This is a genomic window from Enterococcus sp. DIV0574 (assembly GCF_051711125.1).
Taxonomy (GTDB): Bacteria; Bacillota; Bacilli; order Lactobacillales; family Enterococcaceae; genus Enterococcus_D; species Enterococcus_D gallinarum.
In genome coordinates this window covers 216,308-242,739 of record NZ_JBIOMA010000001.1, presented here as the reverse complement: position 1 = coordinate 242,739, position 26,432 = coordinate 216,308, and the positions used below count along the sequence as shown (strand labels likewise).

Below are 26,432 nucleotides of genomic sequence, written 5' to 3'. Positions count from 1 at the left end.
GGATAACTATGAAAGCCATCACTGTGGATCATCTTACAAAAACCTATGGTGATCTTGACGTATTAAAAGGAATTACTCTTGAAATCAAAAGAGGCGAAATCTTTACTTTACTTGGAGAAAATGGTGCTGGAAAGTCAACACTGATCAATATTCTAACTACACTCGCTAGCCCTACATCCGGCAATGCAACAATTTTAGGGTTAGACCTACGAAATGACTCCGATCAAGTGCGGGATGTCATCAGCTTGAATAGTCAATCGATCACACTAGATGATGAATTTACCGGTTTTGAAAATTTGAAACTAATTGGCACGCTGTTGGACATCCCTCATCTGCGCAGGAAAATAGATACCTTATCAGAACGACTTCATTTAGCAGATTTTCTCTATAAAAAAGTCGCTACCTATTCTGGAGGAATGAAGCGACGACTAGATATTGCAGTCTCTCTGCTCCCTGACAAAGAAATTTTGTTTCTTGATGAGCCAACTACTGGTGTGGATCCAAAAAACAGATTAGAGATTTGGCAACTAATCCTTCAGCTTAAAGCAGAAGGAAAGACGATCTTTCTGACAACTCAATACCTTGATGAAGCAGACCGTTTAGCTGATCGAATCGCTTTTATCAACGATGGGAAGATTTCATTGATTGGCACACCACAAGAATTGAAAAAGCAAGCAAGAGATCTGCACAAAGTCATCGTTCCAAAAAAAGTGATCGATCAAGCGACTTCTCTTCTAAACGAATCTGCGATTCACTATATGGTTGAAAATGACACCATTATTCTTGCTAGAAATGATTTAAAAGAGTCGATGATGAAACTCTTGCAAAATGATATTGACATTCTAACAACTGCTCCGATTGAACTTAGTTTGGAAGAAATATTCTTGGATGCTACTGGAAAGGAGGACTAAAAAATGAAGACAATCAAGCAACTTTTCACATTAACGAACCGCATCGTTAGACAAAATTTAACAAGTGTCGATACGATCATTACAAGTATCGTTATGCCTATTTTCATCTTACTTTTTTTCGTTTATGTCATTGGTGGCAATATTTTAGTCGGGGGCACTGCAGGAGAGCCTTCAGATTATCTTAGCTACGTTATGCCAGGATTTTTGCTGATGTCTATGGCAATGGGATCGGCTTACACTGCTTTGAGGATCAACAATGATAAAACAAAAGGATTCCTGACGCGATTATTATCTATGCCAATGAAACGTTGGGTGATTCTAGGATCGCACATTGTCGCCTCAACAATTTTTATGCTTGTTTCTGTACTTTCTGTACTGCTGATCGGACTAGTATTGGGTTATCGACCACAAGCAACGATTGGTGACTTCCTGCTTTTCACCCTTTTGATCGTACTTTTTGCCGTTAGTCTCACTGTGCTAGCTATCCCCTTCTCGTTAACAGCAAAAGATTATGCTGGAGCAGGAGCCTTTTCGTATATTTTGATCTTCCTGCTTTTTATCAGTCCAGCCTTTGTGCCGGTCGCTGGAATGGCAAAACCTGTGCGCCTATTTGCTGAGAACCAGCCAATGACGCCCATTATCGAAACGACAAAGAATTTGCTTGCTGGTACATTCTCTTTTGGTTCCCAAAGCAGCCTCTTGACCCTTTTATGGCTAGCCCTATTACTAAGTTTTTTCTCTTTTCTGTCAATGAAACGCTACAAACAACTATTTATTAATTAGGAGGCCCACCATGAACTTTTATGACAAAATAACAGGTAACGACATGAATAAGCAACAAAAAGAATTTCAACTTCGTATTGATAAGTTACCCGCTGGCTACCAAGATGCGTGGCGCGAACTCAATCAAAAGATCTGGAACTACAGTGATTTTTCTGGAAGAAATCTGTACCCTATCTTGGAAGGGATCGTCGGTCTTTTTGAAGAAAGTGCCGCAGAAAAACTGCCAATCAATAGCGTGATCGGTGAAAATATGACTACCTTCATCTCAGAAATCGCTGAAGCAGCTGGTGCCAAAAATGAGCGAGACAAATTGCGAGAACACTTGAATCAAGTGACCAAAAAACTAAAGTGAGGGATGAAGATGGGAATAAAAGAAGCATTAGAAGGTAAAAAAGAATGGCGTGCTCTGCAAAAACGGGCAAATCAGTTGCCGAATGATTATCGAATCGTCTATAAAGAAATCCAAAAGTACTTTATGAAAGTTGATCCAGTAAATCTTGCCAGCGATTTCCAACCACTCGTTGATCTGTTGGATTTGTTTGAAGACAGTGCGCAACAAGAAAAAAGTGTTCTTCAAGTAACTGGCGAAGACGTGGCCGCCTTTGCGGACGGATTGCTGGTAAACCAAGCAACCTCTGACAACGAAATGGAACCAAAGTCAAAAAAGCTATGAGAAAATGGCTAGATAAGTTTTGAGTTCCACCGTTGGATTTTCTGAAAATATAAAGAAAAATAAGAATAGCGCTAACTAAATTTGCAACTTTCAAGCATTATTCATTGGTATCCAGGTATCCAAGGTGTACAGCTGTTCAAAACAAAAAAGTGTTAAGCCGAGGCTTAACACTTTTTTTAATCAAATAATGAAACTCATTTGTTCCAATTGATCTCCGACAATTAACCGCGCAAACGTTCCACGTCGCGAGCAATCATTAATTCTTCATCTGTTGGAATCAACAAGACTTTCACTTTAGAATCTTCTGTAGAAATGACTAACTCTTCACCGCGTTTGGCATTTTGTTCTTCATCAAGTTCACAACCAAACCAAGTCATTCCTTTGATAACTTCACTGCGGACATGGGCATCGTTCTCACCGATACCAGCAGTAAAGACGATTGCATCAACACCGTTCATTGTTGTTACATAGCCACCGATATATTTACGAATGCGGTCAGTAAAGACATCATACGCAACTTTTACTTCTTCTTTGTCATAATTAGCTTCAAGATCCCGCATATCGCTAGAAATACCGGAAAGTCCTAACAAACCAGATTTTTTGTTTAAAACATCGATCATTTCATCGATTGATAGGTCTAATTTTTCCATTAAATAAGGCAATACAGCTGGGTCGATATCACCAGAACGAGTACCCATCGTCACTCCTGCAAGTGGTGTGAAGCCCATTGATGTATCAACAGATTTTCCACCATCAACTGCAGTGATCGATGCGCCATTTCCTAAATGACAAGTAATGATTTTCAAGTCTTCAATCGGTTTGCCTAACATTTCAGCCGCACGTTCTGACACATAACGGTGGCTTGTACCATGGAAACCATATTTACGAACTTTATAGTCGTTGTAGTAAGCCAATGGCAGACTGTACAAGTAGTTGTGTTTTGGCATGGTTGCGTGGAAAGAAGTATCGAAAACAGCAACACTAATAATATCTGGTAAGATCTTCTTGAAAGCAGTGATCCCCATCAAGTTGGCTGGATTATGCAATGGTGCAAACTCTGCCAATGCTTCAATGCGTTCCATCACTTCATCTGTGATCACAACAGAATCCGGGAAGTCTTCTCCTCCATGAACGACACGGTGACCAACACCAGTGATTTCATCATATGAACCTAAGATGTTCAATTCGATCAATTGATCCAAAAGCATTTTTACTGCGACTTCATGATCATTGATGTCGATGATTTGTTCGAATTTTTGATCTTCCCCATATTTGATGGTAAAAATCGAATCTTTTAATCCGATACGTTCAACGATCCCTTTAGCGACCACCGTTTCTTCTGGCATTTGATATAACTGCCATTTTAGACTTGAACTTCCAGCATTGATTGCAATTGTTTTAGACATAATTTTCTCCTTATCCGATTTATATTACAAATTTGATGCTTTCCAAGCTTCAAATTGTTCGAAAAATTTCTTGATGTTTTTTGGTTCCTTGAGAGATGCGAGTTTAGCAAGTAACACTGGTGCTTGCTTGCTCGTTGCACCATGATTTTGAATCAGCACAATACTTTTTCTTGATCGCTCATTTTTGAAAAGCTCGTCTGGCAATTGAATGATTCCTTGCAGATAAACTTTTTCATTGAGCCATTTCTTCAAATAATCGCTTTGTTCAGTTTCCATGAAATTAGCCGGAGCTAAGAATAGTCCATAGCCATCTTCTTTCACATAGTTCATTGCTTGTTCCATCAATAAATGGTGGGCAAAGCTATGTCCTTCGCCTTCGGGAGCTGAAGTAAGAAACGATGCTGCTTTTTCATCTTGTGGATAATAGCCGACTGGCAAATCACTGACAGCAATGTCCATTGGGTCGATTAACAATTCTTGCAACCCGTCTTGATGAAACAAATGCAGCGGGGCTTGAGTCCATTCGCTTGTAGCTGCAGCAACACTCAGTAATGTTTCATCAATGTCAACACCTGTTGCTTGCACATCTCTTTGCGCTAACTGCAAATTGAGCAAGAGCGTTAAGACAAGATTCCCCATTCCAACCGAAAGGTCCAGAATCTTGATTTGTTGCTTCGCTGGTGTCAATTGCTCGATCAAATACACAAACAAAAAACCGATACTATCTGGTGTCAGCTGATGATTAGGCTGCAGATGTTCGGTTTGTCCGCCCTTTAACAGAAGTAGTTGAGCAAGTTTACGCCGTTCTTCTGCTGTTAAGGGTATCTGCTCTAATTTTTTATAAATCGCTTCCAACCGTTGAGCATCCGCTTCACTAGGTACTCCGTCGATCACCCGTACGCGATACTGATCAATAAAATTCTCGATCGTCTCGATATATGCATCCAAATAAGATGTTTCTAATGCGTTTTGGAGCACTTGAATCGCTTCTAGCGATAAATGAAAAGACTCTTCCATTTTTTCTGGGGACATCTTGCACCTCTTTTCAAAACTATAACAACATACATACCTGTTTAATTTTAGCTGATTCAGCCAAAATAATCAATCGCTATCTTTCAGAATAATTTGTGAAGAGACAAACATACTTTTCAACTCTTTTATACAGAAAAAAGACACAGTATGTCTGTGCCTTTTTCTGTATTATAGTTACTCAAGATCTGTTGCTATTTTTTCTAAATCACCTGACAAAATTTCGGTAAAACGGAAAGTGCGCTGATTGACGACACATTGAATCAACAACAGCTCTTCTTTTTGTTCGTAAATGACCCTCCCTACATTGTAGTTGACACTGCCCTGCTCGGCATAGGTTAACCGCTGATAATCCACCAAAAAAAGTTCTTTCATGATTCGTGCCTCATACATGTGAAGAGTCTTAATATAGAAATCAGTAGTTGTCCGAGTATTTTCTAAAACCGTTAGCAACATAAGGCTCAGCAAATGAATCAGCATCATTGCTGACAAAAAGATACCGCCCTTATGCAGGAATCTGCCATTGACCAATTCTCACCTCTCCATTCTCGAAAGTCACTGTAAACTGGATCGAGGATGCCTTTTTTTCAAAGTAAATCAATGATACTTCCGTCAATAACGGATGGTAGCCATTATTGTCTCTTTTACGGACTTTCCCATTGATTCGATCGATCGTGACTACATTTTCTTTGCTGCTTTTTAAAAAAAGTGTATACGGACTCACTGAAACATACGTACACGTTTGAAGCTCCCTTTCTAACTGAATCAAAAATATCTGCCATTCTTGGTCTTTGCGAGCAAAAAGCTGTTGATTAACTTGAGGCATCTGGCGAATGATTCCGTTGATCAACAACACACTGAGTCCTAAGATCATTAAAGACAGCAAACATTCCAACAAAGTAAAACCCTTACTCTTCATAGTTGATCTCCATGATAAGAGGGCCTCTTACAATCCGTCCATAGCTTCGGTCACGCTTGAAACCGAAAGACAACTGATACGACTCTGTACGTTGTGTCGAATAAACGACTTCCTGTTCAAATGCTTGGCATTGGACTTCTTCATACAATACCCGAATAGCAGCCACCTTGGCCTGTAACTGTGCACTTTGCTGCAAAATATGGGTCTGGACAGTCAGAAAAAGGAAGACACTCGTCGTCAGCAAACCAAAGCCAATGATACTTTCTAGCATGATATATCCTTTATTCGATGATCTTATCATATCGTCCACTTCCAAAAAGAAATTTGTAGGTAATCTTTTTTTCTTGGTCCATCCATTCAAACCGTAATGTTTCCATCCGCGTATAATTGCCAGATTGACTGGTGAATGTAAGTACAGGAAAAACACGTACTGCGAGTTGCGAGGGTACTTCAAGTGGCTCCATTTTAATTTCACCTGTGATCGTCGAATGAAAATATATCGTAGGAACTGGTGAATCAGAATAAGCGACTTTCGTTTCGCGAGCATCAATAATCGCTGTTTGTTGTGCTACTGCCAATCCTTTTTCCAAACGAGCACAAAACCCCCACACTTCAAAATATGCTTGGTAACGGTCGATAGCTATTATCGGAAGAAAGATGAAAATCGAAACGACTAAGAGGACAATCAAACTCTCCACCATTGTAAATCCCCGCCAAGTAAAAAAACTGCTATTCGTTCCGATGGGCAAGATAAATCGCATACTGCTCCTCCGTTACATAATTTCCAGCTAGTAATTCTTGTCGAGTAGGTGTTCGATTCTCATTAAGCTGGAACAATTCAATCTGGGTTTCTACGACTTTGACGATTGCCGCATTTCCTTTCTCATCTATCACTGTACGTTGTGCAGATAAGTTTGGTACAAACAATAAAATCAAAATACTGATCACTAACAGTACAATCAGCATCTCCACCAATGTGAACCCTTGATGCTTCAATTTTCTCATTCGATCACTCCTTGAATATTGCCGTAAATCGGCAAAAACATTGCAGCATAAACACCTACGATCAGAAGGGCCACTAATAAAAAAATGACTGGTTGAATCCACTGGATTTTCTTCTCGATTTGTTGGAAAAGCCGATCTGTCAAAAGCTGACTATAAACAAACAATTCTTCTCCTAATTTCCCTCGCATTTCGCCCTGGAACACAATCAATGAAAACTCTGGCGTCAAAAATGCATAGTCCTTTAATTTGTCCGGCAACAATCCGCCACTTGCCAAGCACAGCTCTAATTGAACAGCTAGTTCTTGTACTAATGTTGCTGTACTTGTTTGTTGCATGCACATAATGATCTGACGAATTTCCAAGCCTTGCTGAAACAATTTCCCCCACTCTAATGCAAAATAACTAGTTTGATAGCAGCGATACAAGTCTCCCAAAAAAGGCAATCGACTCAAAAAAGCGGCTCGCTTCAACGCTGTCTGCTTGGCAAAGATTCCTCTTACAACAAGAACGAAACCTCCCAATCCGCCTACAATGACCGCACCGATCCATGGTGCTGCCGTAATAAAGAGAATGCCCCAATGATTCGCATCGATCATACCGGAGGCCAGAAGTTGAGGCAATAGAAACCGACGCATGGCAAAGAGAGCGGTAAAGACAAATACCAGCAATAGAAGGGGATACGCCAACACTTTTTGTAATGTCTGATTTTGTTTTTCCAAAAGGATCTGGTAAGCGACCATTCGCTGCAACGTATCCACCAGATTGCCATGGGTCTCTGCCAAGTCCAGCTGATTTTGTTCGGCTTCAGATAAATGCAGCAAAGAAAAGGCCTGTCTGAGTCGTTGACCTTGTTTCAGACGCTGATCAATATCTTTTACTGTATTCGGATCAAATTGGCCACTGCGAAGTAGAACAAGCAAACTCTCTTGTAATGAGAAACCACTCTCTAATAAAACCGTAAATGTGGCTAATAAGGCGTGGGTCTGTTTGCGGGAAAGCCGTTTACTTTTCCTTGTCAAAAACCTCATGGGTGATCTGCTCCTTTTCTCTGATCCTTGTTAGTGCTTGATCCCAAGTCATTGAGGATTTGTGGGGTTCATAAAAGGTGTAGGCCATCAATGCGTGAGGGACTCCGTGAAGATCTGGCAGTAAGCGCTGATAAATGATTCCTTGGAGGCATTGGTCGATCACAGCTGCTTCCTCTGTCAGCTCTTGCAATCGCGCAATTGTTTCCGTTAATCCCCGTGCATGGATCGTCGCAAAAACCCGATGTCCTGTCAGTGCCGCACGGATCGCAGCCTTGGCCGTTTCTTTGTTGCGGATCTCACCAATCAGCAATAGCTCAGGTCGATGCCGCAACGACAAACGAATCAGCTCATCATAATCCTGGCCGATCATTGGATTGGTCTGCAACTGTAAAAAACGAGGCTCAACGATCTCAACCGGGTCTTCGATCGTGATCACCTGACCTGCTGCAGCTGAAGCTAAGCGATACATCAGTGTGGATTTCCCCGATCCAGTAGGACCAGAAAAGAGATAGAGCCCTCGATAGCGGCATGCATCTGCGATCGTTTCATATTGTTCATTCATAAAGAATCGATGGAACTTACCTAAAGGGTGCAAAAAACGTAGAACTAAACTTTCTTGACCTTGGAAATCCCCAACAGTCGAAACCCGGATACGCTGCTCTCCATCTGCCAAAGGATAGCTGATAGCCCCTAATTGCGCTCTTCGTTTTTCTCCTACTTCCATACCGCCCAGAAATTTGAATCGAGTGATCAATTGTTGCGCGTCTTCTGTAGTAACTTTGCGATACATTTGCCGATAGTAACTTTTGCTGAAAATCAGAGTCATCCCTTCGACTGTTGGCAGTATGGATAGATCTTGCATTTTCTGCACCTTCGCATACTCCACCAACTCATCTGAAAATGTACAAATGTCCATTGTCACCCTCCTAAAAAGAGATACGCAGCTTTTACTTTTCTATACAAAAAAACTGTAGAACAAAGACATTTTCTGCCTTGTGCTACAGTCTGAACGCTAGGACTCGCTTATTTAACTTTTGGTCGTATCTTCTGGTGCCACAAATTGGGCTTCTACCCGGTAGATTCTTTGACCGCGGCTGGAAAACTTCTCTTCATACTCGGTCATGATATTTCCTTCATAGTCACTTTGATGAAGATCCAACCATACTTGTTTTAAAACCATACCATATTGTGAAAAGCTGGCGAGTGAATATTCAAATAAGCCTTGATTGTCCGTTTTGAAATGAATTTCACCATTCGGACGTAAAATTTGTTCATCGACTGCCAAAAAAGCTTTGGATGTTAGTCGGCGTTTCTCATGCTTCTTTTTTGGCCAAGGATCTGAAAAATTCAAATAGATTTGATCGACTTCATGATCCGCAAAATAATTCGTCAATGCGGAACCGTCAACGTGCAGCAGTTGCACATTAGGGATATCTTGTTCGATCAGTTTATCCAGTGCAATGGAAACCACACTGATTTGCATTTCGATGCCAATATAATTAATTTCCGGATGTGCTTTAGCCATTTCGGTAATGAAACGGCCTTTTCCCATACCGATTTCAATATGCAATGGGTGATCATTGCCAAATCGTTCCTTCCAACGGCCTCTCCACGCTGTCGGTTCAGCTACTACAAATTCGGGATGCGCTTGGACTAATTCTTCTGCTCCCGCACGTTTTCTTACTCTCATGTTGTTTCCTTTCCGAAAAAACAAGATGGAACTTGTTGCTTCGCTCCATCTTCTCATTCACTATAAATTCTTTTTAATTGCAGAATCTCTGCATTCATTGCTTTATAATCCCCGCGTTGGTAGTACTTCTTTACTTCCTGAAGCATACTTAATAAAGCATACCAATAAATTTTCTCGATCACTTCACTGCTGCCATGAATCCCGTAACGCACTAGCCAATGCGGCCAGCTGGATAATGGAACATAATGCCCTAAGATCGTACCGATATCCATTGCGGGATCCGCAAACATGATCGAATCCCAATCAACCAAATACAGATAGTTTTGGCAAACAAGCCAATTACGGTAATTGACATCCCCATGAACGACGGAGGCCTTTTGTTCCTGAAATTCTGGAATATTCTCTCTTAAATAACGATAAACAATAGCAATAAAGCGATTTTGAACAACCGCTTTAGGTAAGTTTTCTTCATATTCAACTAACATTTTTTCTGGTGTCATCACTTGACCACCGATTTTGCTCAGCATCTTCGCTAATGTTTTGGAATGGTGCAAATGATACAATACATCGATCACATCATTTCTTTGACCGATCTCTTCGGGGTCCAATACACGACCATCTAGCCACTCTTGAGCAGACAACGTATCGCCATTGCCGGTACGCTTGGTCCACACAAGTTTAGGAGTAATCCCCTCTTTGGAGAGTGCCGCAAGCATCGGGGTCGTATTTCGTTTGATAAAGACTTTATCATTGTCCTTCAAGCCAATGTAGGCTTTGCCGGTGTCGCCTTTGATTGGTCTCAGGCGCCAATCTTGATCCAAGCGAATATCCATCCTAGCTTCTCTCCTTATTTCACAGTATCTCTTATTCTAGCTTCCTAAAGAGTCAACGTCAAGCGCATATGCGTTCGGTTTTTTCGAGTAACGTCCAGCCATCTTTATTGACTTTGCATTTTTTTCAAGCGGGCAGGTACATAGAAAACCAAAAAGAGTCCTGTAAATAACAAAAAGCCCAACAGCACTAGCACTCCTTGCCAAAGAATTGCCGCTCGGAACAAGCCGACTACACCAAAAATGAAAGCAGCTCCGCCTAATAATCTAAGCAATAGCCAATTAATGGCTGTCTGTTTTTGCCCTTCCTCGATTGGATATAAATGAGTCAAAATCATGTACTGAAACTCATTATACATCGGCAGTAGCTGAAAACCGATCAAATAAAGAAACATACATCCTAACCCTAGACTAAGCCACCATTCTTGAACAAAGAAAAGCACTAATACGCCAATCAGTGTCAAACGGAAAAAAAGCCCGCTATATTGTTCCCCTCGCAAAAAGCGGCGAGCATATAGATAGCGATAAGTCTGTTCCTGTCCAAAAGGAATCCTATTCAACAGACCATCTAAATACTTGCGGCGTTTGGCTGCTGCTGTGATTTGAGGTACATCTGTGAATAAGTTGATAAACCGATAAATGCGATGAAGTCTCGTTTCTTCCATGTGGATCATGCGATCCCAATCTAATAGAAGACCTGTCGGACGACACTGAAGGTTGAACCAAGCAGCTTGTAGAACAGCTAAGAGCAATCCAACCCAAGGTGCAACATACAGACTAGCTAAAAGGCTGCTTAATGCAGCAATCACCCACAGAACACGCTGGTTGTTACGCTGTTCTTGTCCTTGATAAAGAGACAAACGCTGTAACCAGAGATCCGTAACTTTTAACAACCAAATCGTCCCTAAATAAAAGAAAAAGCTCGCAAACGTTTGTTCAGTAACTACTACGACTAAAGGCATCGTCGCACCAACGACTAAAAAGGAGACCCCAAAAGGCAGCCACATCGAATAGCGCAGTGCTTGAGCAAGATAGTCCGCCATCTGCTTTTCTTTAGCTAAAAGAAAAATCAAATCTGCTGGTTTCACCAATGTTGCCAACTTGCCGACTGACAAAAGTGCCAACCAGATCAATAGCAATACGATCCCCCCTTGAGGGAACGGCCGAGGGAGCGTTTTTAACAAATTCGAATAATATAGACCCAATCCACCCATTAGAAATGTGCTGAGGATCGCAAAATGATCATTGAAAACATAACGCAAATAGCGACTCATCTGTTTCTGGTGTCGTTGCAAGCGTTGTGAGAAGAACCCCTTCATAGCTGACTCTCCTTTGTCAATGCTAAGTACAACTCATCGAGGGAAGCACCTTCAGCCCCAAATTGGCTTTGTAATTGCGACAGCGTTCCTTGGGCTCGAATCTCGCCATTGTGAAGCAGGATAAACTTATCACAATATTTCTCAGCTGTAGCCAAGATATGGGTCGACATTAAAATCGATGCCCCGGTTTGTTTCTTCTCATTCATCAATTCAAGCAATGCATTGATTGCCAATGGATCTAAGCCCAAAAAAGGCTCATCGATGATGTACAAACTTGGTTCAATTAGAAAAGCACACAAAACCATGACTTTTTGTTTCATTCCCTTAGAAAAATTTGCTGGAAACCAGTCCAACTTATTTTCCAAGCGAAATGTTTTTAATAACCGCTCCGCCCGTTGCAGTGCGACATCTTTGGGGATGTCATAGGCCATTGCCGTTACTTCGATATGCTCTTTTAAAGTCAATTCTTCATAAAGCGAAGGCGTTTCAGGAATGTAGCCGATCTGCTTGCGATACGCTTGTGGATCTTCTTTCAGCGATAGTCCGTTGATAGTGATTTTTCCAGTGTGAGGTTGTAGCAGACCAATGATTTCTTTAATCGTGGTACTTTTACCAGCACCATTCAAACCGATCAACCCCACAAGTTCACCATCCGCGATCGAAAAATCAATATTTTTTAGAACAGGTAGCTGTGTATAACCGCCTGTTACATTTTCTACTTGTAATGTCATTTTCGTTCCTCCAATATCGACTATTATACCATGAAGCAGCGGTCAAAGAGCAGTCATCTACTTCTTGAAATCTGCTATTTTCCGTTATTAGTTATTTGAACAACATACTCGTGTCCAGCTACTTGCAATGGTTCTTTTGGCAGCTCACTGCTACCAAAACGCTCGACCCACATGTCTGCTTCGGACGCATCAAAAATGACGGCTTGAATTGCTCCGGCAGCTAAACGGGTCGTAAAGGCTTGGACAGCGGCTGGATCTTCATAGGAAACAAATGTAACTGTTATTTCGTGATCAGGCGCCACGTTTTGCTTCACCCAATCCGTTGCTGCTTTTTTAAATTCGGATTGGGTTGGTTGTTGCTCAGTCTCAGAAACAACAGCCACTGTATAAACAACTTCTTTTGGTCTTGTCATCGAATAGATCAGCGAACCTCCTACTAGAATGACTGCTAGTCCTGCAATCAGCCACTCCTTATACGCATAGGCAAGATAGCTGATTTTTTCTCGTTTGGTCTTTTTTTTCTGTAATGTTTCTTTAATGATTGGTTTCATCGTATCCGTCCTTTTCTATTTCTGCTTTTAAGTCTATTGGTGCAAGCGGACAAATGCAAGCGTTTCTCTCCACAAACATCCGTACTTTACATGGAAAAGAAGCGATGGCCTGCTTTTGAAGGAATTCAAGAACAAAAACTGCCGAAATCAGCAGAATATGGTAAAGTAGGACTAGAAGAACAAGGAGGTTTATGAAATGGAAAATTGTATTTTTTGTAAGATCAACAATCGTGACATCCCTAGTTACAAAGTATATGAGGATGATCAAGTCTATGCCTTTTTGGATATTTCCCAAGTAACACCTGGACATACATTAGTTATTCCGAAAGTCCACGTAACGGATATTTTTGAGTATGATGAAGCCCTTGCTGCAGAGGTCTTTGCTCGCGTTCCTAAAATCGCTCGGGCAATCGAAAAAGCCTTTCCTGAGATCAATGGACTCAACATAATCAATAACAATAAAGAATTGGCTTATCAATCTGTTTTTCATTCCCATATTCATTTGATTCCTCGTTACGATGAAAAAGATGATTTCTCGATGCATTTCGGTAATCATGCAGAGGATTACTCACAGGAACAGCTAACAGAGATCGCTGAAAAAATCGGAAAGCTGGTGGACTAAATGATCGGTAACTTTATCAAAGGTTTGTTATTCGGCTCTCTCGCCGGCGGCTTAGGCGGGCTGCTATTTGCACCAAAAAGCGGTAAAGAAACCCGTGAACAAATGATTCGTTATGTCGATGAGACCACGGAAGCGACTCTTGAGTTTAATGAAAGTGTCAAAAACTTAAAAGATGCTGTCACATTGACGCGTAAAACGGTTGACGAAACGATTCCTGTTGTCAAAGAGTCTTTCACAAAAGATTTTGAATCATTCAAATTCCAAGCACAGCCAAGAATCGAGCGGATAAAGACCCACGTGGAACGTTTGAACCAACATGTCACGACGATACAAGCCAAATCAGTTCCCCAAGAAGAAAATAAGTAGCAAATATTGGAGAATCTATGAATTTTGTTTGAAACATCATTTGTTTTCTTCCCAATTAAAAAAAGAGTGTGGTATAGTATTAGCTGTGATTCTTTGAAATATTTAGAAAATAGGAGTGCTTAAACGAATGAAGAAAAAATTGATTTTAGCAGCAGTCAGTGCACTGAGCGTTTTGACATTAGCTGCTTGTTCCGGAAGTTCAAGTAATGAGATTGCAACCATGAAAGGCGGTAAAATCACGGTTGAAGATTTTTACGAACAAGCAAAAACAGATCAGAATAACCAAAGTCTTATCCGCCAATTGATCGTCTTAAAAGTCTTCGATCAAAAATATGGGGATGATGTTACAGAGAAAATGATCGACAAGCAATACGATCAAACTGCGAAACAATATGGCGACAGCGATAAATTTGAGTCTGCATTGGAAGCTTCTGGGCTTACTAAAAAAAGCTATCGTGAACAAATCAGACAGCAATTAGCATTACAAGAAGGGCTAAAAGCGAACATGGATATTGGTGATGATGAGCTGAAAGCAGCTTGGGATTCTTTCCATCCAGAAGTTGAAGCACAATTGATCAAATTGACTAGTGAAGATGATGCAAAAGATGTATTAAAAGAAGCTCAAAAAGATGGTGCTGACTTTAGTAAATTAGCAAAAGAAAAATCAACAGACACAGCGACTGCAGAAGATGGCGGTACAGTCAAATTCGACTCAACCTCAACAACTGTGCCAGCTGAAGTACAAACAGCTGCCTTTGCATTAAAAGATGGTGAAATTTCAGAGGTCATTTCTGCTACGGATGCTTCTACTTATACAACAAGCTATTACATTGTCAAAATGGTCAAAAACCAAGACAAAGGCAACGACATGGATAAATACAAAGATCAAATCACAGAAATCGCACAAAACACGCTATTGAACGATTCTACATTCGTGGCAAAAACGATTGGTAAAGAATTGAAAGCTGCCAATGTGAAAATGAAAGATGAAGATCTAGCTGATATTCTTTCTGACTATGTTTCTGCAGCAGAAACAAAAAATTCAACTGATTCTTCTGCTACAGATGCATCAGATAACAAAGAAAATGCAACTGATTCTACAAAAGAATCAACTGAAACAACTAGTTCATCTGCTACAGATTCCTCTGAAAAATAACAGCAAAAAAAGATTGGCAAAAGCCAATCTTTTTTTATTTATACATCTTTCGGCACATAAAAACTACGATTATCCATCCCAAAAATCCGCTCAGTGTATTCTCCTGGTTCCGTTAAGCGAATAGATGACAACATCATTTGCATAGAAGCATCGATGTTATCGATTTGATGCAGGATCTCCGCCTCCATAATTCTTGGGCGAACTGGTGAGCCATATTCCAACAATCCATGATGAGCCAAAACCATGTGCCGCAGCACAACGATATCTTCTTGTTTATCATCAAATTTCAGAGCAATACACGCTTGGGTGATTTCTTCATCTACTAGCACTAAATGTCCAACCAGATTTCCAGCTAATGTATACTCTGTGGTCATTGGTCCCGTCAATTCAATCACTTTTCCTAAATCATGCAGGATAATTCCTGCATACAAAAGCGGTGCATTGATTTCCGGATACTCTTTGACCAAAGATTTTCCGATTCGCAACATGGTCGTTGTATGGTAAGCCAATCCACTAGCAAAGGCATGGTGATTCCGTTTAGCTGCTGGAAAATCAAAAAATTCTTTCTTGTATTTATTCAGCAAAAAACGAACGATACGATTCCAATGAGGATTGGTGATTTCAAACAATGTCTGATTAATTTCCTCTTCCATGTCTTCTTTTTTCAGAGGGGCTCTTTCCATGTACTGGCTCGGGTCATGAGGTTCTTCTGGTTTTGCCAGACGCAGATGCAAAATCTTGACTTGGGGATTTCCTTGATAAACTTCTCGCTTTCCATCTAATAAAACGACCTTACCAGCCTCGAAGCGATTGATTTCTTCCTCAGAAGCATCCCAAAACTTTCCGTCGATTGTTCCAGAAGTATCTTGAAAAGTAAACGCGATAAACTTTTTGCCATTTTTTGCGATACGAACATCCGCATTTTTAATCAGCAAAAACAGTTGAAACGTCTCATCTACGGTCAATTCTCGAATTTTTTTCATGTTAACATTTGGCGCATAGCCAAATTTCTCACATCCTTTGACTAAGTTCTTGTACGGATTGCTGGTATTTATGATAATAGCTTACCATTTCTTGGTCAGAAGACAAACAAATTACTTGGTAATATTGGCCAAACTCAGCGAATAATTCCGCTAACCGTTCTTTTCGTGCACTATCATAATGCAACCAGCCATCATCGATAATGATGGGACTAAGCGGATGATTTTGTTGCAACGCAAGATAACCGAAGCGGATCGCCATGATCAGCTGATCTTTTGTTCCTGTTGATAGATCGATGATCGAGTAACTATCGCTAGCATTGCTGGCAACTAATTGCCCCTCATGCAGTGTTACTTGGTGATAGCGGTCATTGGAAAGCAATCTGAAATATATCGAAGCTTTTTCTAGTAATTGCGGCAATTGTTGCTCAGACAATTCAGTCGTCAAATCGGACAATACCGAAGCAGCTAATTGTCGACTGCTCCAAGCAAGAGCCAATTCCTCGATTTTTGCCCGCAGTTCGCTTTCTTCCTGATAGAGCTGGCTCAACGTACCGCTTTTTTGGCTGGCGGCTACTTCTAGTTCAAGCCGTTGCCTTTGCTCTGCCTTTTGTCGACTAAGCTGGTGCAGCTCTTTTTGCTTTTGTGCCACTTGCGTTTTCTTTTCCAGCAATTCTTCTTGTGTGATTGGTTCCGGGAAAATCGGATCCAGCATGACTGCTAATTCGGCTTCCCGCTTTGCCGCCCGCTGATGCGTCTCCCATTGTTTGAGCCAAAGACTGATTTCTGCTGGCTGATCAATGCCAGCTTGTGAGAGAATCTCTTGAGAAGCCGCCAACAATGCAGCCCGCTCCGCCTTTTTGCGAGCAAGTTGCTGCGCCAACAACGTGCTGGGCTGCTGTAAACGCGACAATTTAACAGCCTGCATCTCTTCATTGAATTCATGCAATAGCTGAGCCTGCTCCAGTATTGTCTTATTTTGCAGGGGCAACCAATCAGCAAAAGGTGTAAACACCGCTTGATAAGGCTGAAGCTGTTCTGTGACCTCTTGCAGTTGTTCTTTGGCTTCGCGAAGCTGATGAGCATACAACTGATAATTAGTAACATCTTCTTGGTACTGCAGCAAGAAGACCGGCCATCTGTGATAAGGTTCCGTGCCAAAAAAAGGTTGCAGCGCCTGACGCCATCGTTCATTCTGCTGTTTTTGTAAATTATTGGCTTCTGTCAGATCTGCGATCTCTGAGGCAACCAGATCCGTTTGCAACAATAACTCTTGCCATTGTTTTTTGCTGTCACCTTGTTTATGAGGACGTTGTTTCATTGCCTCCCAAATTGCTAGTCCAATACCAACGGTGCCAGCCGCTATACACAACCAGCGCCATGGAGACGGTAAAAAGAATGCTGCAACACAAGCAACCAAACCACCTACTAATGGCACCATAGGAATAGCCATTTTTTGCTCTCCCATCAATCCTGGGTGCGCCTGTTCCAACCGTGATAAAGCATGTTGAAGATGATTTTCCTTCTCTTCTAACCACTCTAAGCGCTTGTTTGCTTCCTCTAACTGGTAGTCGCTTTGCTCCAGATTCATTAATTGTTCCTGGATTTGTTCTGTCTGCAGTGGTGGTGATTCTTTTGACCATTGCCGTCTATTGATCAGCTGGTTCAACGCCATTCGTGCTTGTTGTTCCTTTTCTAGCGCCTGTTCCTGCCGATCCATCAATCGGGCCATCTCAACTTGTTTCTGAAGGATCTGAGTGATCAAATGTTCGTTGTCCAGATAAAAGAAATATTTATCTGAAGCTTGCCCTTGTTCCAAACGATCAAGTTCTGCTTCTTTTTGATGAATATCTTCTGTTAAGTGCTGATAGGTCTGATAAAATCTGCTGATTTCCTGAGCGTCTTTTTCTGTTACTGCAGCTGGCTGGCTTGATAGCTGTTGCCATTCTTCATACAATGGCCAATGGCTGATCTGTTGTTGAACAGCTTGATAAGCATCGCTTTGCACTTGCTGCTGTTCTTCTAATTGCCGCAATTCTTTTTGAATCTGTGAAATCTGCTGATACTGCTGTTGCAAGCGATGTTCTTCGCTTTCTTTTTGGGCAATTTTCTCCTGTAGTTTCTCCAAACGTTTCAACGCTTGGTTCAAAGGGAGTTTTTGTCCCCGCGGTTTATAATTTTGTTGATTGATTGCTTCATAGCGAGCCACTTGTTGCAGCATCTTTTGACTCCCACTGATTCCCAAAGAAATCAGTGCTTGATGCAATTCATTTTCTTGCAGCTTGTCAATTTGGGCAAGTTGTTCTTGCTGAAAAGTAAATACATCGAAAAACAACGTCTGATTCAAGGGTTGCAGCAACTGTGCCAGCATTTCCTCGTCGCCGGTCTGCCCGTTGAAATGGACTTTGGCTCTTCCTCGATCGATTTGACGGTAACGTTCGATCATCACTTCCCCGTAAGGTTCGACAACTAGCCACAATCTGCCTCCATAAGCGGCCCCATTTTTGGGGGTATAATCCTTTTTCTTAGCTGTTCTTTTAGGAAAACCAAACAGCATAGCCGCAATAAACTGATACAATGTCGACTTGCCGATTTCATTGTTGCCAAAAAGCAATTGATTTCCTTGGGAAAATTCAATCACTTGATCATGGTAACGGCCAAACCCAGTGATCTCTGCTTTTAAGATTCTCATACTTCTTCCTCCCACTGGAAATCATTCTCCAGCAAGTGTTTCGTCTGCTGTAAGACCTCTTCTTGAAAGGCACCTTGATCAATCCCGCGATAAAGCAACGGATGACGAAGCAAATCATTCAGTCCCTCAGCAAAAATAGACGGGTCTTGATAAATAGTTAGTAATTGATCAACATAGGACGCCGGGATCGCTAATGGAATTTTGTCTGTCTCTGTTTTGTAGACTTCGATTGCATAAATTGTCTGTAATACGTCTCTTGACAGCTGCTCGTTCAAATAGGCGATCATTTCATTTTTTTCGGTTTCAGAAAACCAATCTGAAGATAACTGATCCGTATCTGTCAGCACTAATTTGATCAGTCGTGGCTGACTCGTGTTGACCTCCTTCAAGATCGTTTGCAAAATTGAACGCTGATCCTTACAAGCTGCTAATGAGACCTCTTGTTGTGCCCATGTGATTTCTGCTACGTCGACCGTCTGGATCTCGGTACCATGGGAACTCAAAGCGGCTAAAACAACGCCTGTATCTTGTTCTTTTTGCGTTTTGCCTTGTGGGGTCCCTGGATAAACGATCGCAGGCTCTTCTGAAAGGATCTTAGGAACATGAATATGACCTAGTGCCCAATAATCATAGCCTTTCTGCTTCATTTCACTCACAGAAAATGGTGCATAATGTTCCCCTGCACTATCCCCGTGGTACATACCGATATGGAAATCAACCGCTTGGCGATTAGGAAATTCCCTGATCTTGTTCTGTGTAATCCAAGGCTGCTGATAACTAAAGCCACTGATAGCATAGGTCTCACCATTTCTGGTTACGCCTTTGATCGTTTCAACCGTCTCACTGGGAAACAGCACAACATTCTCAGGAAAATCAAACCAATAACGCTGCGGATCATAGTAATCATGGTTACCAAAGATCATATAGACAGGGATCTCTGCTGACGCAAGTCGGGAAATCTCTTGAAAAAAGTCATGCTGGATCCGCAGACTTGGACGGGCTTGGTGGAAGGTATCCCCCGCCAAGAGAACAAAATCCACTTCATGCTCCAGTGCCGTATCAACCAGTTTTTTGATTATTTTTCGATTGATCAGCGGAAGCTGCTCTTTGACGTTATCCGATAACATGCGGATCCCTTCGAAAGAACGATCAATATGCAAGTCAGCACTATGTAAAAAACGCATGATACCTTTCCCCCTTTTGCTTCTATCATAACATTTCTTTGTTTTTTCGTCAGCAAAATACGAAAATTTGTTCGCCTTTTTGAACAAAAAATTCGAAGGGTCGAGGAAGTCCCCGATCCTTCGAATGTTGTCCGCTCAAATTAGCCTCTAACGCTATCTAAAGCACTGTAAATTGGCATAGAATTGGCACAAGTCCGAGGCCTCTGTTTGAGACCCCCTCTTGGACTCTTTTGTGCTGCGGTAAGTCAGCAGGCTAGCGCTTAGGCTTCGTATAAGTCCCGCACAGGGCCCATGATGATTCGATTCAAATCATTGGCCACCAGACTAAATGCTTGCTCTTTTTGCATCAATTCCGAAACGATTGGATCTTGCTGAATTTTTTGAGAGAGTTCTTGTGCTTGCTGTGCTTCTTCTTCTGTCATTTCTTGGCCTGCCATCATTTTTTGTTGCAAAGCTTGTTGCAAGCCTTGGAACTCCTTGAATAAGCTATACGCTTCTTGGTTTTCTTTCAAACGATCAAACGAGGCTTTTAAATCTTGAAACTGTTCGGATTCTCGTAATTCTCGTTCTAATTGATTCGCTGTGTCATAAATATTTGCCATACTGTTCCCTCACTTTGTTTTTTTCTTATTATAACATACTGTTCGGATGCACATGCAGTAGAAGCTAACATCAATTACCATTGATCGTATTCCATAGATTACCAAAAAGCTCTTTGGTTCCTTGTTTGACACGCTCACCAAAATCTTTTAATCCTTCTTTGGCATTTTCGGCAAACTCGTCAACTGATTTTTTCCAGTCATCGTTGTCCGTTGATTCATTTGGATCTGGCACTTCATCTGCTGCCATCAGTTTCCCACCAGTCATATAGGCATCTGCTACTTGGAACTGACTTCCTTGGCTGTAAGGCAACAGACTTTCGGCTTCCGCTTTAAATATCTTGCCGACGACTTGCCCGCTGGTTCCAGTCAAATAGTGTTCGGCACTCGTTTGTTCAAAGCCCAGCCAGGTGGAGATTACGAGATCAGGTGTATACCCAACGATCCACTGATCATTGACTTTTGATAAATCAAAGTTTGTTTCCGTTGTCCCGGTTTTTCCTGCGATCGTAAAGCCATAAGGGCTAGCGCTGACCCCAGTTCCATTAGAGAAGGTACCCAGCATCATGCTTGTCATCTTGTCTGCTGTTTCTTTGGAGATGACTTGTTTTCCTTTGACTGAAGTATTATCTACAATAACCGCGCCCGTTGAATCAACGATTTTGGTGATCAAATGCGGTTGGTAGTAATAGCCTCCGCTAGCAAAGACACCATACGCGGCAGCCATGGTCAACGGTGATTCGCCAGTTTCCAATCCGCCTAACGCCAATCCCCAATATTTGTCCGATTCTGACAATGTTAGCCCAAATTCCTGAGTCTTTTTGTATCCGCGGTCGAGACCAATTTCATGAAGTGTCCAAACAGCTGGCAGATTTAAACTTTGAGCCAATGCTTGATACATCGGCACTTCACCGGAATAGGTCCCATCGTAATTCTTTGCCTCATAATAACTTTGAGGTTTGTCTTCCAAAATACTATCTGGATTATAGCCCGCTTCGATTGCAGGTGCATAAACACTGATGGGTTTGATTGTCGAACCTGGCGAGCGTTTCATTTGGGTAGCAAAATTGAACCCGCGAAAAACATGTTCGCCTCGTCGCCCTACCAATGCTTGAACACCGCCAGTTGTCGGATCTAATGCCACCGAACCTGATTGGACCATCGTTCCATCAGACGCATTTTCTGGAAAGAGCGCATCGTTTTTATAGGCAGCTTCCATTTGTGCCTGATAGTTTTGATCCAGTGCTGTGTAGATTTTGTATCCACGATTCATCACATCATCCGCATCAAGTCCGTAAGACTCCGCTTCATCGATCACTGCATCGAAGTAATAAGGATATTTATAGCCAGATTCTGAATTACCATAGCCATCGTACAACAGGCTAGCTATTGAAACTTGCTCTTCTTGATCGGCCACAGATTGATCCAGCATTTTGTTGTCTACCATCAGTCCTAGAACAGTATCTCGGCGGTTCGTCGCATTTTCTGGATGATCGATAGGATTATAAATTGATGGGCCTTTAAGCATACCTACTAAGGTAGCTGCTTCTCCCACCGTCAAATCTGAAGCATTGACACCAAAATATTTGAGCGAAGCATCTTGAATCCCCCAGACTCCGTTACCGAAATAGGAACTGTTCAAATACATTTCCAATATTTCATCTTTTGAGTATTTTTTTTCGATTTCAATCGCTAGAAACAGTTCTTTGGCTTTTCGACTAAAGGTTTGATCGAGAGAAAGATAGGCATTCTTTGCTAGCTGTTGCGTAATTGTACTCCCACCGCCACCTTCTGCACTACGATTGACTACCATCCGCAAGGCCGCCCGAGCGATCCCTTTGATATCAAACCCATGGTGATTATAAAAATTGCGGTCTTCCGTTGAGATCAGTGCGTGAACGACTGCTGGGGAAATGCTTTTTAAATCAACATAGGTGCCCTTTTGAGAATAGAGCTGCCCAGCTTCTTCTCCTTTAGCATCGTAGATCACAGTGGACTCTTTCAATCCTGATTCTAATTCACTAACTTTGGTATTCTTGGCGATATAAAACAAGTAACCGCTCATCACTAAAATACCCACTAAAGTCAGTAAAATAACTATTTTATTCACATGATATTTCTTCCAAATGCGTTTGCGCCATTGATGGAATTGCTGTAGATAAGGCTTGATCCAACGCCAGAAAGTTTGGATCGATTCTTTTATCTTGTGAAGGATTTGTTTCAAATCCATTTCTCCACGCTCCTTTTAACAAAGTGTAGCATAAATCAAACCGTTTGGAATACGGCTCTAGCAGTAAATTTCATCCACAAAAGATTGCTCGTCAATTCTATCAGCGAAACTTCTGTTTTTTGTTGTTTTTTTTATAAGAAAATCTTAAAGATGCTATAATAGCAAATAGATCACAACTTAGAAAGGGATTTTTATGGAATATACCATTACATTACCTAATGACCATCCCCGAACAACGATTCGGGAATTATTAGAACAAGAATGGCTCGTCCCTCGCAAAGTACGCCATTTACTGCGAACCCGCAAAAATGTACGCGTCAACGGTGAAACAGCCCTTTTTCATCAGGAAGTAGCAGGTGGGGATCAGCTCACGCTTCTTCTAGAAGAAGCAGATTACACGTATCAGCCAGTGATTTCTGGGAACAAAGAGAAGATTACGGTGTTGTTTGAAGATGAACATCTGATCGTTGTCAATAAGCCCGCTGGTATCAAAACCCACCCCAACCAACCAAATGAAACCGACACACTTATGAATGATCTGGCTGCATATCTTGCACCAGAGACAAGACCCTATGTCGTTCACCGATTAGATAAAGAGACCAGCGGCGTCATTTTATTTGCTAAAAACCCCTTAGTCTTGCCCATTTTGGGACGAATGCTTGAAAGTAAGCAAATTTATCGTCGCTACCAAGCAACAGTCTGGGGACAATTGGATCAAAACCAAACCATTCGCAAAAAAATCGGACGCGATCGCCACGACCGTCGCAAACGAGTCATTGACCCACGCAATGGCTTATCTGCGGTGACACACGTTGAGATTGCCGCTCGCAATGCCCAAACGACTTCGATCTATTGTGTATTAGATACAGGACGTACGCATCAGATTCGTGTCCACCTTGCTAGCATTGGACATCCTATCGTCGGAGACCCTCTTTATCAGAAAAAAACTGCAGCTCGCCTTGAGCTGCATGCTTATGAACTTTATTTGACCCATCCATTCTCACAAGAGTCACTGCAGATCAAAGCGCTGCCTGGGCTCTGGTGATGGACAGAATGTTTCTGAAGCAGCAGAAACATTGCCTCTAGTCTCATTCAACATACCGGGCACAGCCGTCAGGCTTCATTCGCTGCAACAATTCAATCATCCGCTGGTTCAGCAGAAAGCTGTGCCAGCTCTTTTTCTGTCACTGAACGATACTCTCCTAATGCCAAATCTTTCGGCAGTTGTAAACCGCCCATTCGAGTACGCTTGAGATAAGTCACTTCTTTTCCCACTGCCTGCACCATTCGTTTTACTTGGTGAAACTTCCCTTCATGCAAAATCAAGGTAATCGTGGATGTCTCGGACTGCTCGTCTACCTTTAAAATCGTCAGCTGTGCCGGCAAGAGAGTTTCCCCATCCAGTTCGATTCCTTGGAGAAATTGGTGACGATCCTCTTCGGTCATGATCCCTCGAACTTCTGCATAATACTCTTTTTCGACGTGTTTTTTGGGTGACAATAACCGATGAGCTAGCTGGCCATCATTCGTAATTAGCAGTAGTCCTTCGGTGTCTTTATCCAAACGACCGACTGGAAAAAGATCCCGGCGATAATCTTCCGCCGCAAACAAATCCAAGACCGTCTTTTCCGGATCGGTCGTTGCAGAAATCACACCAGCCGGTTTGTTCAATAAATAATAGAAATCTTTCTGGTAACGTACCAGTTCTCCTGCAAACGAAACCTGATCCTCTTGTTCAGCTACTTGGAATTTATCACTTTTGACTTGTTGCCCATTGACCGCAACAAAGCCTTTCTTGATTGCTTGCTTCACTTCTTTTCGTGAGCCATACCCCATATCTGCTAAGAATTTATCTATTCGCATGTTTTCTCGCCTCTTTCTTTGCGATCTTTTTTACTGAAAAAACCGCCTGATCGATCCATGCGATCTCAGCGGCTAATCAGGTTTATTGGGTTATTTGATTCGCAATTTCTTACGCAAACGAATCATTGATGAGCCCAGTAGTTTTTCTGCTAAGCGGATTTTCAATGCCATATAAATATAGGCCCCGCCACCGACTGCTGCAACCAGTAGAGAAAGAATAAAGGCTTGGACTTTGCGATCCGAACTTAAGACCAGACCAAACAATTGCCGAGCAATCAGCGCGATCACTAACATAATGAGAGTCATCAGGAAAATCAAAACCGTTCTTCTAAAGGTCAACTTGGCATTGAAGTGGCCTTTAGTCAACATTTTTCTAATATTCAGCCAGCAAGTCACACCAAGTGCCAATGTTGTAGAGACTAAAGGACCATAAACTTGGAACAGCCAGATGGCCGGATACTGCAAAATAAATTTTAGCAACAAACCAATAAAGAAGAAGATAACCGCTTCTGTGTTATGGTACATCCCTTGCAGCATGCTAGAAGTCAGCATGAACAAGCCCAGGATTAAGCCAGAGATACAAGCAGCAACGAGGACGCTTGCCCCTAATGTATCCGGTCGATAAAACAATGTATACAATGGATACGCCAATACGATCATTCCAAACGTAGCAGGCAGCATGACAAAGGAATACAACTGGAGGTTATTACTGATCAATTTAGCTAAATTTCCTTGATTCTTTTTCGCTACTGCTTCACTGATTAAAGGTAACCCTGTAGATGCCATCGACGTTGCTAAGCCGATCACGACCATTGTCAGCTTGTCTGGATTGCTGCCAAAGATTGCCATCATGTCTAAGAGCTGATCATTTGAATATTGTGTAAATCCTTTCATAATTCGAACAAAGGTATACTGATCCACTAGTTTAAAAATTGTGATCCCAGAACCAACAATAATAAAAGGAATCGCTTCTTTGATGGTGGATAAAACCAATTCTTTGGTTTGGATCTCTGTTTCTTCTTTGCTCATGTCCAGCAAAACATCCATCCGAACCCGCTGCTTCTGGAAATAATAAACCAAAACCAGAACACTTGCTAAAACGCCGATAAAGGCAGCAAACGTTGATTGAGTCACAGCAGCTGTATAGTCGCCTTCTACCACCCGCATGATAATAAACGTTGCCAACAGCATATAGAAGACTCGCGCGATCTGTTCAACGATCTGAGAAATCGCGAATGGTTTCATGTCTTGATTTCCTTGGAAATATCCTCGCATCACACTCATACATGGAAAGACCAAAAGTGCCACGCTTAAGGAGCGCATCGTTGGAATCAATTCTTCTCCGCCACCAGATGCGGTTGCCAGCCAAGGAGCGGCTATGTACATGATACCAGCAGTTACTACCCCAAATCCTGCCATCAACTGTAAAGCTCTCAGGAACAAGCGCTGACTTGTACGATACTCTTCTCTTGAGTTGTAGTAGGAAATCTGTTTCGCAATCGCTGCTGGAATTCCTGCAGTAGAAATCATCAAAAACAAAGCATAGACATTGTAACCCATTCCAAACAATGCATTTGCTTTATCTCCGTTGGCTCCCATCCAGTAGTACCACGGCAAAATATAGATCGCACCGAGCAACCGAGAACCAATGTTTCCCAGTGTCATCCAAGCCGATCCTTGAGCCATTTTTTCTTGTGTCGTTAATTGTTTTGACGCAGATTGCGTATGATTATCCATGGCAGTTCTCTCCAACTTTCTACAAACATATCCCCTTCATTTTAATTCGAAAAAGGACTTCGAGCAATCTATTTTTGCAACATATTAAAGTTTCTTCACATTATTGAAGAAGAACAACCAATCGCATG

At 41.8% G+C, this 26,432-nt stretch carries 29 protein-coding genes; 8 read left to right on the top strand and 21 right to left on the bottom strand.

Going from position 1 to position 26,432, the window contains the following annotated elements; all coding sequences use genetic code 11:
- Positions 1-8 precede the first annotated feature (8 nt).
- From IGJ45_RS01275 to IGJ45_RS01260, 4 genes are read left to right on the top strand one after another with little or no spacing between them, the layout of a single operon-like run.
- Complete coding sequence (locus tag IGJ45_RS01275) at positions 9-911, top strand: ABC transporter ATP-binding protein (protein ID WP_252712263.1); 903 nt, start codon at positions 9-11, stop codon at positions 909-911.
- Positions 912-914: 3 nt separating this feature from the next.
- A complete protein-coding gene (locus tag IGJ45_RS01270) occupies positions 915-1,694 on the top strand; it encodes an ABC transporter permease (protein WP_311828400.1) in 780 nt (259 codons plus the stop codon).
- 10 nt (positions 1,695-1,704) lie between these two features.
- Entirely contained in the window at positions 1,705-2,046 is a 342-nt protein-coding gene (locus IGJ45_RS01265; RefSeq protein ID WP_113850253.1) for a DUF1048 domain-containing protein, read from the top strand.
- Positions 2,047-2,055: 9 nt separating this feature from the next.
- A complete protein-coding gene (locus IGJ45_RS01260) occupies positions 2,056-2,367 on the top strand; it encodes a DUF1048 domain-containing protein (RefSeq protein WP_081131434.1) in 312 nt (103 codons plus the stop codon).
- Positions 2,368-2,588: 221 nt separating this feature from the next.
- Here IGJ45_RS01260 and IGJ45_RS01255 read toward each other — a convergent pair whose 3' ends face one another.
- The 14 genes from IGJ45_RS01255 to IGJ45_RS01190 all read right to left on the bottom strand — a co-directional run bounded on the left by IGJ45_RS01255 (position 2,589) and on the right by IGJ45_RS01190 (position 12,875).
- Positions 2,589-3,773 carry an acetate/propionate family kinase gene (locus tag IGJ45_RS01255; protein WP_003128443.1) on the bottom strand — a complete coding sequence of 395 codons (1,185 nt, stop codon included), beginning with the start codon at positions 3,771-3,773 and terminating at the stop codon, positions 2,589-2,591.
- 24 nt (positions 3,774-3,797) lie between these two features.
- Positions 3,798-4,805 (bottom strand): class I SAM-dependent methyltransferase, encoded by a 1,008-nt coding sequence (locus IGJ45_RS01250; protein ID WP_311828401.1) that lies wholly within the window; start codon positions 4,803-4,805, stop codon positions 3,798-3,800.
- Positions 4,806-4,979: 174 nt separating this feature from the next.
- A complete protein-coding gene (gene comGG / locus IGJ45_RS01245; RefSeq protein WP_409531947.1) occupies positions 4,980-5,258 on the bottom strand; it encodes a competence type IV pilus minor pilin ComGG in 279 nt (92 codons plus the stop codon).
- Between the two features lie 49 nt (positions 5,259-5,307).
- Positions 5,308-5,721 (bottom strand): competence type IV pilus minor pilin ComGF, encoded by a 414-nt coding sequence (gene comGF / locus IGJ45_RS01240; protein ID WP_003128440.1) that lies wholly within the window; start codon positions 5,719-5,721, stop codon positions 5,308-5,310.
- Positions 5,711-6,022 (bottom strand): hypothetical protein, encoded by a 312-nt coding sequence (locus IGJ45_RS01235; RefSeq protein WP_228074027.1) that lies wholly within the window; start codon positions 6,020-6,022, stop codon positions 5,711-5,713. The genes comGF and IGJ45_RS01235 overlap by 11 nt, the downstream gene beginning before the upstream one ends.
- On the bottom strand, positions 6,003-6,482 hold the full coding sequence (gene comGD, locus IGJ45_RS01230) for a competence type IV pilus minor pilin ComGD (RefSeq protein WP_081131435.1): 480 nt from the start codon (positions 6,480-6,482) through the stop codon (positions 6,003-6,005). Before comGD ends, IGJ45_RS01235 begins: the two co-directional genes overlap by 20 nt.
- Positions 6,451-6,726 carry a competence type IV pilus major pilin ComGC gene (gene comGC, locus IGJ45_RS01225; RefSeq protein WP_029487321.1) on the bottom strand — a complete coding sequence of 92 codons (276 nt, stop codon included), beginning with the start codon at positions 6,724-6,726 and terminating at the stop codon, positions 6,451-6,453. Before comGC ends, comGD begins: the two co-directional genes overlap by 32 nt.
- Positions 6,723-7,754 (bottom strand): competence type IV pilus assembly protein ComGB, encoded by a 1,032-nt coding sequence (gene comGB / locus IGJ45_RS01220; protein ID WP_113850255.1) that lies wholly within the window; start codon positions 7,752-7,754, stop codon positions 6,723-6,725. Before comGB ends, comGC begins: the two co-directional genes overlap by 4 nt.
- Positions 7,729-8,670, bottom strand: coding sequence for a competence type IV pilus ATPase ComGA (gene comGA, locus IGJ45_RS01215; protein ID WP_005472888.1), 942 nt, complete (start codon positions 8,668-8,670; stop codon positions 7,729-7,731). Before comGA ends, comGB begins: the two co-directional genes overlap by 26 nt.
- 111 nt (positions 8,671-8,781) lie before the next feature.
- Complete coding sequence (gene trmB, locus IGJ45_RS01210; protein WP_138371442.1) at positions 8,782-9,444, bottom strand: tRNA (guanosine(46)-N7)-methyltransferase TrmB; 663 nt, start codon at positions 9,442-9,444, stop codon at positions 8,782-8,784.
- 53 nt (positions 9,445-9,497) lie between these two features.
- Positions 9,498-10,277 (bottom strand): phosphotransferase family protein, encoded by a 780-nt coding sequence (locus tag IGJ45_RS01205; protein ID WP_003128432.1) that lies wholly within the window; start codon positions 10,275-10,277, stop codon positions 9,498-9,500.
- A gap of 104 nt (positions 10,278-10,381) precedes the next feature.
- Positions 10,382-11,593: an ABC transporter permease gene (locus IGJ45_RS01200; protein ID WP_138371441.1), complete on the bottom strand. Its 1,212-nt coding sequence runs from the start codon at positions 11,591-11,593 to the stop codon at positions 10,382-10,384.
- Complete coding sequence (locus tag IGJ45_RS01195; protein WP_409531532.1) at positions 11,590-12,324, bottom strand: ABC transporter ATP-binding protein; 735 nt, start codon at positions 12,322-12,324, stop codon at positions 11,590-11,592. The genes IGJ45_RS01200 and IGJ45_RS01195 overlap by 4 nt, the downstream gene beginning before the upstream one ends.
- Before the next feature lie 74 nt (positions 12,325-12,398).
- Positions 12,399-12,875 carry a hypothetical protein gene (locus IGJ45_RS01190; RefSeq protein ID WP_257602604.1) on the bottom strand — a complete coding sequence of 159 codons (477 nt, stop codon included), beginning with the start codon at positions 12,873-12,875 and terminating at the stop codon, positions 12,399-12,401.
- Between the two features lie 196 nt (positions 12,876-13,071).
- Between IGJ45_RS01190 and IGJ45_RS01185 the strand changes: the two genes are divergently transcribed.
- The 3 genes from IGJ45_RS01185 to IGJ45_RS01175 all read left to right on the top strand — a co-directional run bounded on the left by IGJ45_RS01185 (position 13,072) and on the right by IGJ45_RS01175 (position 15,019).
- Complete coding sequence (locus tag IGJ45_RS01185; RefSeq protein WP_005472896.1) at positions 13,072-13,497, top strand: HIT family protein; 426 nt, start codon at positions 13,072-13,074, stop codon at positions 13,495-13,497.
- Positions 13,498-13,863, top strand: coding sequence for a YtxH domain-containing protein (locus IGJ45_RS01180; protein WP_409531531.1), 366 nt, complete (start codon positions 13,498-13,500; stop codon positions 13,861-13,863).
- A 127-nt stretch (positions 13,864-13,990) separates the two neighbouring features.
- Positions 13,991-15,019 (top strand): peptidylprolyl isomerase, encoded by a 1,029-nt coding sequence (locus tag IGJ45_RS01175; RefSeq protein ID WP_113850257.1) that lies wholly within the window; start codon positions 13,991-13,993, stop codon positions 15,017-15,019.
- A gap of 38 nt (positions 15,020-15,057) precedes the next feature.
- Here IGJ45_RS01175 and IGJ45_RS01170 read toward each other — a convergent pair whose 3' ends face one another.
- From IGJ45_RS01170 to IGJ45_RS01150, 5 genes are all read right to left on the bottom strand, one after another.
- Entirely contained in the window at positions 15,058-16,002 is a 945-nt protein-coding gene (locus tag IGJ45_RS01170) for a 3'-5' exoribonuclease YhaM family protein (RefSeq protein WP_060815081.1), read from the bottom strand.
- A gap of 28 nt (positions 16,003-16,030) precedes the next feature.
- Positions 16,031-18,691, bottom strand: coding sequence for an ATP-binding protein (locus IGJ45_RS01165; protein WP_409531530.1), 2,661 nt, complete (start codon positions 18,689-18,691; stop codon positions 16,031-16,033).
- Positions 18,688-19,875: a metallophosphoesterase family protein gene (locus IGJ45_RS01160; protein WP_156248016.1), complete on the bottom strand. Its 1,188-nt coding sequence runs from the start codon at positions 19,873-19,875 to the stop codon at positions 18,688-18,690. Before IGJ45_RS01160 ends, IGJ45_RS01165 begins: the two co-directional genes overlap by 4 nt.
- Before the next feature lie 260 nt (positions 19,876-20,135).
- Positions 20,136-20,477 (bottom strand): YlbF family regulator, encoded by a 342-nt coding sequence (locus tag IGJ45_RS01155; protein ID WP_003128420.1) that lies wholly within the window; start codon positions 20,475-20,477, stop codon positions 20,136-20,138.
- A 70-nt stretch (positions 20,478-20,547) separates the two neighbouring features.
- Positions 20,548-22,704 (bottom strand): PBP1A family penicillin-binding protein, encoded by a 2,157-nt coding sequence (locus IGJ45_RS01150; RefSeq protein ID WP_003128419.1) that lies wholly within the window; start codon positions 22,702-22,704, stop codon positions 20,548-20,550.
- 193 nt (positions 22,705-22,897) lie between these two features.
- Here IGJ45_RS01150 and IGJ45_RS01145 point away from each other — a divergent pair, with 193 nt between their 5' ends.
- On the top strand, positions 22,898-23,749 hold the full coding sequence (locus tag IGJ45_RS01145) for an RluA family pseudouridine synthase (protein WP_081131440.1): 852 nt from the start codon (positions 22,898-22,900) through the stop codon (positions 23,747-23,749).
- A gap of 92 nt (positions 23,750-23,841) precedes the next feature.
- Here IGJ45_RS01145 and IGJ45_RS01140 read toward each other — a convergent pair whose 3' ends face one another.
- Positions 23,842-24,567 carry a pseudouridine synthase gene (locus IGJ45_RS01140; RefSeq protein WP_409531529.1) on the bottom strand — a complete coding sequence of 242 codons (726 nt, stop codon included), beginning with the start codon at positions 24,565-24,567 and terminating at the stop codon, positions 23,842-23,844.
- A gap of 90 nt (positions 24,568-24,657) precedes the next feature.
- Positions 24,658-26,304: a putative polysaccharide biosynthesis protein gene (locus IGJ45_RS01135; protein ID WP_003128416.1), complete on the bottom strand. Its 1,647-nt coding sequence runs from the start codon at positions 26,302-26,304 to the stop codon at positions 24,658-24,660.
- Between the last annotated feature and the right edge of the window lie 128 nt (positions 26,305-26,432).